Here is a 12,548-nt window from a genome sequence, read left to right as displayed (position 1 = left end):
TTTCCTAGCTGGGGTGGTCAGCGAGCCACGGCTCGCCGGTAGGTGTCGTCGGTGGCCAGGAGGTCGCGGTGGGTGCCCTCGGCGGTGACGGCGCCGCCGTCGAGGACGAGGACGCGGCCGGCGGCGTCCAGGAGGGCGGGGCTGCCGGTGATGACGATCAGCGTCCGGCCGCGCCGCAGCCGCGCGAGGTTGCGGGCGATGAGCTGCTCGGTGACGGCGTCGACCGCCGTCGTCGGGTCGTGCAGCACCAGGATGTCCGGGTCGGCGGCCAGGGCGCGGGCCAGCGAGAGGCGCTGGCGCTGGCCGCCCGACAGGTTCGCGCCGCGGTCGCGGACCTCGTGGTCGAGGCCGTCGGGGTGCAGGGCGACGACGTCGGTCAGCAGCGACGCCTCGACGGCTTCGGCCACCCTCCGGCCGGTGCCCGCCGGGTCGATGTTCGTGCGCAGGGTGCCGGCGAAGATCTCCGCGTCGTACGGGTTGACCAGCAGGTGCTCGCGGACCGCCGCGACCGAGAGGTCCTTCAGCTCGTGCCCGCCGATCCGCACCACGCCCTCGTAGGCGTCCGGCGGCACCTTCACGGCCAGGATCGCGGCCAGGTCCGCCGCCTCGCGCGCGTGGTACGCGGCGATCGCCACGAACTCGCCCGCCGGCACGTGCAGCTTCAGCTCGCGCAGCGACCCGTACCGGACGCCGTCCACCTCCAGGTCCCCGCCGGGGGACGGGCGCCCGCCGCCCGGCGTCGTCACGGGGGGAGCGGCCAGCACCAGCGCCATGCGCTCGGCCGACGCCCGCGCGATCATCACGTACTTCGGCATCTCCGAGAACAGCTTGAGCGGCTCGATGATGAACTGCGCCAGCCCGACGGCCATGACGAGCTGGCCGATCGTGATCCGGCCGTCCAGCGCCAGCCATCCCGCCGCCAGCGTCACCGCCGCGGCGAGGATCGCGTTCAGCGCCAGCGCGGCCCCGGCGTAGGCGCCGTTCACCTTCGCGACGGTGATCGCCTGGTTCCTCGCCTCGGTGCTCACCCGCCGGTACGACAGGAACGCCGCGTGGTTGCCGCCGAAGCCGTGCAGCGGGCGCAGACCCGTGATCAGGTCGGCGACCTTGGCGCCGGCTCGCGCCACCCGCGCCTGCTGCTCGCGGGTGCCGTCGCCGATGCGTTTGGACAGCAGGCTCAGGATCGACAGGATCGCGACCGTTCCCACGATCACCAGCAGGCCCAGCCAGACGCTGGCGACGCCCAGCGCGACCGCCGTGATCAGCACCGCGACCAGCGAGCTGATCAGCAGCGGCACCACCTCGATGATGTCGGCGGTCTGGTCGGCGTCCTCCGTGGCGATGGTCAGCACCTCGCCGGACTTGAGGTCCACGTCTCTGGCCACCGGCTGCAGCCCGCAGTCGGCGACCCGCACCCGCCAGCGGTGCGCCTCGGTCGTGTTGGCCTTCTGCAGGATGCGCATCCCGAACCGCCACGACAGCGACACCGTCGTGATGATCACCGCCAGCGCGGCGACCGACCAGGCGAGCGAGGCGAGGCTGCGCTCCCGCAGCGTGTGCTCGACGATGAGGCCGAGCGCGATGGGGAACGCGGTCTCGCCCGCCTGGTACAGGCCCATGAGGACGGTGCCCCAGGCCATGGCGCCCGCGTTGCGCCGCAGCGCCGTGCGCAGGATGGCGGAGCCCGTGCGGGGCTCCGGGACGTCAGTGGGTTTCATCGAGGTGCCGGGCGATCGCTTCGGGGGTCCGCAGGGCGAACAGGTCACGGATGGTGATCACGGGGCCGTACGCGCGGCGCAGCAGCCCCGCCAGCCGCACCGCCAGCATGGAGTGGCCGCCGAGGGCCACGAAGTCGCTCACCGCGCTCACCTCGTCGTCGTCCAGGTCCAGCGCCTCGGCGAACAGCTCGCACACCGCGCGCTCGGTCTCCGTCGCCGGGCCGCGCTCGGCCGACGTCGTCAGCGCGCCCAGAGGTCTGGCCTCGGGCAGCGCCTTGGTGTCGGCCTTGCCGTTCACGGTCAGCGGGATGACGTCCACCTGGGCGTAATGGCTGGGGCGCAGGTAGTCGGGCAGGGCCGTGCCGACCTCGGCGGCGACCTCCGCCAGGCCGGCGCCGTCCAGCACCAGGTAGGCGGCCAGCCGGTGGGCGCCGTCCACCTGCGGGTCGGGCTGGGCGACCGCGGCGGCGAAGCGCACCGCCGGATGCGCCGCGAACGCCGCCTCCACCTCGCCCAGCTCCACCCGGTGCCCCCGGATCTTGACCTGCTGGTCGGTGCGGCCCAGGTACGCCAGGTTCCCGTCCGGCCGCCGCAGCACCAGGTCACCGGTACGGTACATGCGCTCCCCCGGCTCGCCGAACGGGCACGCCACGAACCGGTGCGCGGTCTGCCCCGGCTGCCCGAGATAGCCGCGCGCGATCCCGATGCCCGCCACGTACAGCTCGCCCGGCACCCCGTCCGGCACCGGCCGCAGCCACGGGTCCAGCACGTACACGTCGGTGTTGTCGATGGCCACCCCCACCACCGGGTCCGCGCACTCGAACGTGCCGACGCCCAGCGTGTTGATGGTGTACTCCGTGGGACCGTACAGGTTGTAGCCGACCGTCCCCTCGGTCTCCGCCAGCCGCCGCCACAACGCCGGGGTGACCGCCTCACCGCCCAGCAGCACCAGCGGCGGCCGCCGCTCCGGGTCGTCGAGCAGGCCCTCGGCCACCAGCTGCTGCGCGTACGTGGGGGTCACGTTGATCACGTCGATCCGGTGCTCCAGGCAGTACTCCACCAGCCGGGGCGCGTCCCGCCGCAGCTCCTCGTCGCAGATGTGCACCTCGTGGCCGTCCGCGAGCCACAGCAGCTCCTCCCACGACATGTCGAACGCGAACGACACCGTGTGCGCGATCCGGAACACCCGGTGCCCGTGCCGCGCCAGCACCGGCTCGAAGATCCGGCGCTGGTGGTTGATCAGCATGTTCGTCAGCCCCGCGTACTCCGTCACCACGCCCTTCGGCCGGCCGGTCGAGCCGGAGGTGTAGATCACGTACGCCAGGTGCCGCAGCCGGTCGGGGTCGTCCGGCGCGAACGTCACGAACGGCTCCGCCGCCGGCAGCGGCCGGTCCAGCTCGATCAGGTCACCCGTGAGGCGGGGCGCGACGGAGCTGACGGTGAGGATCACCTGCGGGCGGGCGTCCGCGACGATCGCGGCGATCCGCTCGTCCGGGTGGTCCAGCTCCAGCGGCACGTACGCGGCCCCGGTCCGCAGCACGGCGAACAGCGCCACGATCGAGTCGAGCGAGCGCGGGATCGCCAGCCCCACCGTCGCCCCCGGGCCGAGGCCGCGACCGGCGAGCACCCCCGCCACCGCCCGGCTGCGCTCCCGCAGCTCGGCGAACGTCATGCCGCGGCCGTGCGCCACGAGCGCGACCCGGTCCGGATGCCGCTCCGCCGCCCGGTCGAACCGGTCGACCACCGTGTCCGTGCCGATGTCCGTGCGCCCGGCCGGCACCGGCTCCGGGCCCAGCCCCGGGAGCGCGCCCACGGGGCCGCTCCACCGGGCCAGGTCGCCGAGCACCCGCAGGTAGTCGTCCAGGAGGCGGCGGGCGCGGTCGGTGTCGCGGTCGCGGTACTCCAGCTTGACCGTCAGCCGCTCGCCGGGCGTGACGACCCAGGTGAACGGGTAGTGCGTGGAGTCCTCCGCGCGCACCTCCGTGATGCCGTGCCGGGCGTTCAGCGCGGCCAGCGCGTCCAGGTCCAGGAAGTTCTGCAGCACGAACAGGTTGTCGAACAGCGTGTCGTGGCCGCCGGCGCGCTGGATCTCGCCGAGCCCCAGGTGCTCGTGCTCCATCGCCGCGACCCTGGCCGCCTGCACGTCCGCCAGGTACGCGCGCACCGGGTCGCCCGGGCGGGGCCGCGTCCACATGGGCACGGTGTTGAGCAGCACGCCCACGATGCCGGACAGCCCCTCACCCTCCCGCCCCGAGACGGTCACGCCGAACACCGCGTCGGCGCGGCCGGTGTGCGCGCCGAGCAGCAGCCCGAACGCGCCGGTCAGCACCGCGTTCAGGGTGACGCCGTGCGCCCTGGCCGCCGCGCGCAGCAGCTCCGACTGCTCGGCGGACAGCGTGCGCACCAGCGCGCGCGGCAGCTCGTCCGGGAGCGCGGGGGCGGGGCCGGCCAGCAGCGTCGGGCCGGGCAGGCCGGCCAGGTGCTCCGCCCAGAAGCGCTCGGACGCGGCGGTGTCCCTGGCGGCCAGCGCCCGGCAGTGGTCCTCGAAGGAGGGCGTGGCCGGGGCCGGGTCCGGCGGCTGGCCCGCGACGATCGCCGCGTAGGCGTCGAACAGGTCGCGCAGCACGATCTCGCGCGACCAGCCGTCCCACAGCAGCAGGTGGTAGCTGAGCAGCAGGACGTCGCGCCCGCCGGGCAGGCGCACCACGGTCAGCCGGATCAGCGGCGGCTCGCCGGGGTCGAAGCCCGTGTCGCGGTCGCGGGCGCGCAGCGCCTCGGCCTCCTCCTCGCCCGCCACCTCCACCGTACGGACATCGACCCGCCGGCCCGCCGCGAGCACCTGGACGGGGTCGCCGGCGGCGTCGGTGGTGAAGCCGGCGCCCGCCACCGGATGCCGGGCGATCACGTACGCCATCGCCTCGGCCAGGGCGTCGGCGTCGAGCCGGCGCTCGAAGGTGAAGGAGCTCTGGGCGACGTAGTGCCCGGCCGGGCCGGTGAGCTGCGTCTGGAAGAACAGGCCCCGTTGCAGCGGCGTGACCGGCGCCGTCCGCTCGGCCGTCGTGGCGGCCTCGGCGATCCGCTCCAGCGCTTGCCGCCAGTGGCCGGTCAGCTCGTCGGGGACGCCGTCCGCCAGGGTGAAGGCGGCGCGCAGGGTCCCGGCGTGCGGGTCGAGCCAGGCGTTGACCTCCACCGCGTACGGGCTGCCGTGGCCGTCCGCGCCGGCGACGGGCAGCGCCCGGGACTCGCTGGCCGGGCCGAGATAGTTGAACAGCACCTGCGGGCGGGCGCGCAGCAGCGGGGCCGTCTGCGGGTTGAGGTAGCGGAGCTGGCCGTACGCGAGGTGCCCGCGCTCGTCCGGCAGCCGGTCCGCGACCTCGCGGGCGGCGGCGACCGGGTCGGTGTGCGGGGTGAGGCGCACCGGCGCGATGGCGGTGAACCAGCCGACCGTACGGGTGTAGTCGTGGTGTCCGAGCACCGGGACCCGGCCGTGGCGCTCCAGCTCGACGGCCAGGTCGGCGGGCTCCGGCTGGATCCGGGTCAGCGCCGCCCGCAGCGCCCCGCACAGCAGCTCGGTGAGACCGACGCCGAGCGCGGCCGGCGCGGCCCGGGTCAGGAGCGTGGTCAGCTCGGGCGGGATCTCGACCGTGGTCTCGCGCTGCTCCCCGACCGCGGGCAGCAGCGCGGGCGCTTCAAGAGTCTCCAGCCAGTGGCCGAGGGTGCCGGTCGCCTGGGCGGCGCCGGTCGCCAGGGCGTCGGCGTACTCGGCGTAGGACGTCGTGGGCGCCGCCAGGGGCGTTCCGCGCATGGCGGCGGCCAGGTCGTCCAGCAGGATCAGCCAGGACACCGCGTCGATGGCGAGGTGATGGGCGGCGATCACCAGCGTCCGGCTCGCCTCTAGCCAGGTGAACGCGATCATTCGCCCGGCCTCCGGGTCGAGCCGGTCTACGGCCGCGTTGGCCGCGTCCGCCGGGCTCGTCGCCTCCGCCCGGGTGACGGCGATGCGCGGGACCGGGCCGGTGCGCAGCGTCCACACCCCGTGCTCGACGTGCAGGTGCAGGCGCAGGGCCGGATGGGCGGCCACGACCGCGTTCGCGGCCCGCTCGGCGTCGGCGAACCCGGTGCCGTCCGGCGCCGCCAGCGTCCTGGCCTGGGCGAAGCGGGCGAGCGAGCCGCCCAGCTCCCGGCGGCGCAGGATGATCGGCGTGGGCGTCACCGGGCCGTCCTCGTGCCGGGCGGGCGCCGGGGCCGGCGGGGTGCTCGTGCCCGCGTGCTCGGCGAGGGCGCGCGGCGTGCGGTGCAGGAACACGTCCTTGGGGGTGATCCGCAGGCCGAGCGCGCGGGCGCGGTTGACGACGGTGATGGCGACGATGCTGTCGCCCCCGGCCCGGAAGAAGTCGGTGTCCCCGTCCGCCTCGGAGCCGGGCAGCACCTCGGCGAAGATCGCCGCGAGCGCGGCAACCGCCTGCTCGGCCGCCGGCGACGCGCTCTCCGGCGGTGCCGGGGCGTCGGCTTCCGGTTCGGCGGCGGCGCGTTCCATCAGGGCCTGGCGGTCCAGCTTGCCGTTGACCGTCAGCGGCAGGGCGTCCACCCGCAGCACCCGCCCCGGGATCATGTACGCGGGCAGCTTCGCCCCCAGCGACCGGGCCAGGTCACCGGGCACCTCGCCGACCACGTGCGCCACCAGGTGATCGCCGCTGCCGGCCACCGTGACGGCCGCGTCCACCACGCCGTCCAGCTCCCTGAGCGCGCTCTCCACCTCGCCCGGCTCGATCCGGAACCCCTTGAGCTGCACCTGGTCGTCGGCCCGCCCGACGAAGACCAGCTCGCCGTCGAGCGTGCGGCGGGCCAGGTCGCCCGTGTGGTACATGCGCGAGCCGTCACCCGCGAACGGGTCGGCCACGAAACGGCCCGCCGTCAGGGCCGGCCTGCCCAGGTAGCCGAGCGACACCTGGTCGCCGGCGACGTAGATGGCGCCCACCCGCCCCGGCGGCACCGGCCGGAGCCGGTCGTCCAGCAGGTACGTGACCAGGCCCGGGATGGGGCCGCCGATGGGGGAGCCGCCGCCGGTGAAGTCGTCGCCGCTCAGCACCCGGTGGGTGACGTGGACGGTGGTCTCGGTGATGCCGTACATGTTGACCAGCTCGGGCGACGTCGTCCCGTACCGCTCGACCCAGCCGCGCAGCCGCTCCAGGTCCAGGGCCTCGCCGCCGAAGATGATCCGGCGCAGCGAGGTGATCGGCTCGCCGGCGTGCCGGTCGGCCTCGATGAACCGGTAGAACGCCGACGGGGTCTGGTTGAGCACGGTGACGCCGCGCTCGCGTACCAGGCGGTGGAAGTCGACGGGGGAGCGGGTCAGCGCGTAGTCCGGCACCAGCAGCTCGCCGCCGTGCGCGAGCGCGCCCCACAGCTCCCACACCGCGAAGTCGAAGGAGGAGGAGTGGAACTGCACCCACACGTCGTCCGGGCCGAAGCCCATGTCGGCGCGGGTGTTGGCGAGCAGCGCCACGACGCTGGAGTGCGGGACGACGACGCCCTTGGGGCGGCCGGTGGAGCCGGAGGTGTAGATCACGTAGGCGGGGTCGTGCGGGCGGGCCTCGCAGATGGGGCCCGCCGTCGTCTCCAGGGGCGGTTCGTCCCCCAGGACGAGCACGCGTGCCCCGCTCGCCAGCCCGGCGAGGCGGTCGCGGTGTTCCCGGTCCACGAGGACGACGCGCGGGGCGGCGTCGGACAGCACGTACCGGAGCCGTTCGTCCGGGTAGGCCAGGTCCAGCGGCACGTACGCGCCGCCCGCGCTGACGACGGCGACCAGGGCGACGACCTGCTCGACGGAGCGCGGCACGGCGACCGCGACCCGCTCGCCCGGCCCGACCCCGGCCGCGCGCAGCACCGCGGCCAGCCGGTCCTTCGCCGCCGCCAGCTCGCCGTAGGTGAGCGAGCGGCTGCCGCCGTCCAGGCCGCACTGCGTGACGGCGACGGCGGCCGGGTCCCGGCGCGCGGCGGCGTCGAACAGCTCACCCAGAGTCGCAGGGACGACCTGCGGCACGTCGCCGGAGGTCAGGTCGCGCACGAGGGCATCCGGCCGGGTCAGGAGCCCGGTCAAGGTGCGGGTGAACGTGTCCAGGATCGCCCGGGCACCCCTCTCCCGCAGCAGCTCGCCGTCGTGGATCAGGTTGAAGCGCACCCCGCCGTCCGCCGCCCGCTCCACCACCAGGGTCAGCGGGTAGTGCGGCGCGCCCTCGTTCACGACCCGGGTGATGGCGAGGGAGTGGCCGGGCAGGCGCAGACTGTCCACGTCGGTGGCCACGTCGAAGACCACGAGCGTGTCGAACAGCGGCCCGCTCCCGGCCTGCCGGCCGATCCTGGCCAGCGAGACGTGCTGGTGCGGCAGCACCGCGCTCTGGTGCTCCCGCACGGAGCCGAGCAGCGCGCGGGACGTGGTGGCGGCGTCCCACCGCGCGCGGACGGGGATCGTGTTGATGAACAGGCCCACCATGTCGTCGATGCCGGGCACCGGCGCGTCGCGGCCGGACACGGTGGAGCCGAAGACGACGTCGGAGCGCCGCAGCAGCCCGCCGAGCGTCACCGCCCACGCGCTGTGCACGGCGACGCTGAGCGGCACGCCCGCCGCCCTGGCGGCCTCGTCGAGGTCGCCGTCCGGCCGCACGGCGGTGTCGGCGAACCGGCCGGACGGCGTGTGCCCCTCGGCGACCAGGGCGGGGCCGGGCAGCCCGGCGAGCTGCTCGCGCCACACCCGGTCGCTCACGTCGTCGTCCTGCCCGGCCAGCCAGCGGACGTAGCCGGGGAAGCCGGCGCGCGGGTACCCGCTGCCGGGCGCGTGGTACTCGGCGAGCAGCGCGCACAGCATCGCCGGCACCGACCAGCCGTCGGCGATGATGTGGTGCACGGTCTGCACCAGGACGTGCCCGCCGGAGCGGGTACGGATGAGCGTGTAGCGCATCAGCGGCCCGGTCGCCAGGTCGAACCCGGCGCGGCGGTCCCGCTCGGCGTAGCCGCCGACCTCGTCGTCGGCCAGCTCGATCGTGCGGAACGGCGCCGTCGCGCCGCTCTCCAGCACCGACACCACGCGGCCGTCGGCCAGCGCCACGAACCGCGCGGCCAGGTTCGGGTACAGCGTGAGCAGGCGGGTGGCCGCCGCCGCGAGCCGATCGGCGTCCACCTCGCCCTCCAGCGTGAGCAGCTGCTGCTCGACGTAGCTGCCGGCCGAGTCGTCGTCGAAGACGGAGTGGAAGTACAGGCCCTCCTGCAACGGGGTCAGCGGCAGGACGTCGAGCAGCGCCGGGCCGTCGAGCGCGTCCACGTCGGCCTGGGTGAGGGACAGCGGGCGGAAGTCGCTGGGGGAGTGGCCGCCGCCGTCGAGCGAGGCCAGCCCCGACAGGGCCGCCAGGAAGTACGTCCCGATCGTCGTCACGTCGTCGTCGGTGAACACGCCTTCCGGCCAGGAGATGGTGGTGACCAGCTCGTACCCGCCGGTCGGGCCCGGCTCGGCGATCGCGTTGAACTCCAGGGCGCGCGGCAGCCGCATCCCGGGGTCGCGCCGCTCGCCGAGCTGCCCGGTGGTGGCGCCGGCGAGCTGCCAGTCCCCGGAGCCGCCCGCGTCGTAACGGCCCAGGTAGTTGAACAGCACCTGCGGCGCGGGCGCGTCGAACGCGGCGCCGGCCAGGTGCCGCAGCACGCCGTAGGACAGGCCGTTGCCCGGCACCCGGGCAAGGTCCTCCTTGACGGCCTTGAGCGCAGCGGCCAGGTACGCGGGCGAGGTGAGGTCGCCGGCCGCGCCCGGGTCCACGGTCACGGGGAACAACGTGGTGAACCACCCGACGGTCCGCGACAGCTCCGGCTCGAACCCGGCCGCCTCCGCCACGAACCGGCCCTCGCGGCCGTGCCCCTCCAGCTCGACGTGTGCGAACGTCTGATCCTGCCCCAGGTCGCGGCGCCGCCGGGCGAGGGCGACGGCGAGCGCGGTCAGCAGCACGTCGTTGACGCCGGCGTGGAAGCGCGCGGGCAGCTCGCCCAGCAGCGCGGCGGTCACCTCGGGCCCGGCCGTGACGACCCGCGACCGCTCGCGGGCGACGGTGTCGGCCCCGGTCAGGGGGCGCCGGCCGAGCGGCAGGTCCGGCCCCGGCAGGGGGCGCCGGTAGTGGTCGAGGTCCTGCTCGAACGGCGTGCGTTCGAGCAGCTGCGTCCAGCGCCGGAACGACGTGCCGGCCGGCGGCAGCTCGATCGGCGCGCCCGAGTCGAGCTGCCGCCAGGCGGTGGCCAGGTCGTCCATCAGGATCCGCCACGAGACGCCGTCGATCACCACGTGGTGGGCGACGAGCACGAGCTGCCGGGCCGCGCGCCGCCAGACCGCCGCGAGCATCACGCCCGCGTCCGGGTCCAGGCCGGAGGCGGCGAGCGAGACGCACGCGTCGACCGGCAGGTCGCTCTCCTCCCACCGGACGGCCACCCCGCCGGGGCCGGGACGTCGAAGCCCCGCTGGACCGCCACCCCGCCAGGGGCCGGGACGTCGAAGCCCAGCGGTCGCCGCGGACCAGCCTGGCCCGCAGCATGTCGTGCCGGTCGAGCAGCGCGCCGAGCAGCCTGTCGAGCGCCTCGGGGGTCAGGCCGGCCGGGGTGTTCAGCACCACCGACTGCACGAAGCCGTCGATCGCGTCCGTGGTCTCGCCGAGCCAGCGCACAATGGGCGAGCCCGTGACCGGGCCGGTCGCGACGTCCTCCAGGTCGGCGACGGCGCCCTCGTCCCGCCGGGCCGCCGCCGCCAGCGCCCCCACGGTGGGGGCGGTGAAGATGTCCGTCGCCGTGAACCGCAGCCCCGCCTCGCGCAACGCGCTCAGCAGCGAGATCGCCAGCAGGCTGTCACCGCCGAGCGTGAAGAAGCTCTGGTCCACGCCGACCTCGTCCAGCCCGAGCACCGCCGCGACCGCCGCGCACACCACCCGCTCGTTCTCGGTCGCGGGCGCCACGAGCGGCCCCGCCTCGGCCACCGGCTCGGGCAGCGCGCGCCGGTCCAGCTTGCCGTTCTCGGTGAGCGGGAACTCCTTCATGACGACGACGTGCGCCGGCACCATGTAGTCGACCATGTTCCCGGCGGCCCACGCGGTGACGTCCGACGGCCGCAGATCCTCGCTGCCCGCCGCCGGGATCACGTACCCCACCAGGTAGGTGCCGCCCGCCGTGTTCTTCTTGGCGACGACGCAGGCGTGCCGCACGCCCGGATGCTCGGCCAGGCCCGCCTCGACGTCCTCCAGCTCCAGCCGCATGCCGCGGATCTTGATCTGGTTGTCGGCCCGGCCGAGGAAGTCCAGCGACCCGTCCGGGGCGAACCGCGCCAGGTCACCCGTCCGGTACAGGCGGGAGCCGTCGGAGGCGAACGGGTTGGCCACGAACCGGGACGCGGTCAGGCCCGGCGCGCCGACGTACCCGCGGCCCAGCAGGAACCCGCCCACGTACAGCTCGCCGCCGACGCCTGCCGGGACCGGGCGCAGCTCCTCGTCCAGCACGTACAGCTGCGTGTTCGGGTTGGCCCTGCCGATCGAGGTGGACAGCCGCTCCGCCGCGCCCCGGTAGATGACGTGCGAGACGCCGATCGTCGTCTCGGCCGGGCCGTAACCGTGGTAGAGGGGGATGCCGAGCCGGGTGCGGAAGCGCTCGTACAGCTCGGGGGTCAGCACCTCGCCGCCGCACCACACGTGCCGCAGGCTGCCCAGCCGGCCGGAGTCGCCCGCCATCTCCAGCAGCACGTCCAGCATGGACGACACCAGGTACGTGAAGGTGACGCGCTGCCCGGCGATCACGCTCAGCAGGTGGTGCGGGTCCCGCTCGCCGCCGGGCCGCAGCACCACCAGCCGGCCGCCGCGCACCAGCGGCAGGAAGATCTCGTTGATGGAGATGTCGAACGACAGCGGCGCCTTGAACAGCGACGCGTCGTCCGGGCCGAAGCCCAGGATCTCGCCGGCCTGCCACAGCAGCCGCTCGCTGATCGCCTCGTGCCGGATCATGGCGCCCTTCGGCCGCCCGGTCGAGCCCGACGTGAAGATCACGTACGCGAGGGCGGGGCCCGGGATGTCGAGCTCGGGCGCCTCGGCCGGGTACGACCCGAACCGCCAGTCCCCGAGATCGACGGCCACGGCCTCCGGCTCGCCCTCGGCGCGCTCGCCGGAGCGGTTGAGCTGCGTCGCCAGCCCGGCGTCCGCGATCACGACCGCCCGGCGCGCGGCCGGCCAGGCCGGATCCAGCGGCACGAACGCGCACCCCGCCATGAGCACGCCGAGCAGGCCGATCACCATGTCGGCCGAGCGCTCCAGCGAGATGCCGACCGTCTGCTCGGCGGTGAGCCCTCTGTCCATCAGGTGGTGGGCGAGCTGGGCGGCCAGCGTCGCGGCCTCGCGGTAGGTCAGCGACCGGCGCTCGTCCACGATGGCCACCGCGTCCGGCCGGGCGCGCGCCTGGTCGAGGAACATCCGCACGATCGTCGGGCGGTCCCGCTCCGCCCCGGTGTCGTTCCACTCGGCCAGGGTCCGCAGCCGCTGCTCGACGCTGGACGGGCCGATCGTGCCCACCGGCCGGTCGGGGAAGTCGGCCAGGTCGTCCAGCGCGAGCTGCGCGTCCGCCAGATCGACGCCCTCGGGGACGGTGATGCCGCGCCCGGCGACCTCCCACCCCGTCGGCGCGCGACCGCCCGCGCCGGCCCAGCCGATCACGTCGGTGAACAGGGTGCCGGGGGCGAGGTCCAGGCCGTCGGGGCTGCTGCCCGCCGCCCAGTACGCCAGCCCGATCGCGCAGGCTTCGACGAGAGCCCGGTCGGGATGGTCA

General features: G+C 75.1%; 2 protein-coding genes and 1 pseudogene. All 3 read right to left on the bottom strand.

Translation table 11 applies throughout. The features are described from left to right. Positions 1–17: 17 nt before the first annotated feature. Positions 18–1,718 carry an ABC transporter ATP-binding protein gene (locus tag KIS93_RS61940; RefSeq protein ID WP_080038058.1) on the bottom strand — a complete coding sequence of 567 codons (1,701 nt, stop codon included), beginning with the start codon at positions 1,716–1,718 and terminating at the stop codon, positions 18–20. Then, complete coding sequence (locus KIS93_RS61935; RefSeq protein ID WP_222108188.1) at positions 1,705–10,182, bottom strand: non-ribosomal peptide synthetase; 8,478 nt, start codon at positions 10,180–10,182, stop codon at positions 1,705–1,707. Before KIS93_RS61935 ends, KIS93_RS61940 begins: the two co-directional genes overlap by 14 nt. A gap of 364 nt (positions 10,183–10,546) precedes the next feature. After that, positions 10,547–12,196: pseudogene (locus KIS93_RS69490) on the bottom strand (amino acid adenylation domain-containing protein); the annotation flags it as partial. Positions 12,197–12,548 lie beyond the last annotated feature (352 nt).

It is taken from the genome of [Actinomadura] parvosata subsp. kistnae (assembly GCF_900323885.1).
Classification (GTDB): Bacteria; Actinomycetota; Actinomycetes; order Streptosporangiales; family Streptosporangiaceae; genus Nonomuraea; species Nonomuraea composti.
This window is presented reverse-complemented; position numbering and strand designations above follow the sequence as displayed.

Coding starts and splice junctions, on each gene's coding strand:
- KIS93_RS61940 (WP_080038058.1), bottom strand. CDS start 1,718: ATGAAACCCACTGACGTCCCGGAGCCCCGCACGGGCTCCGCCATCCTG.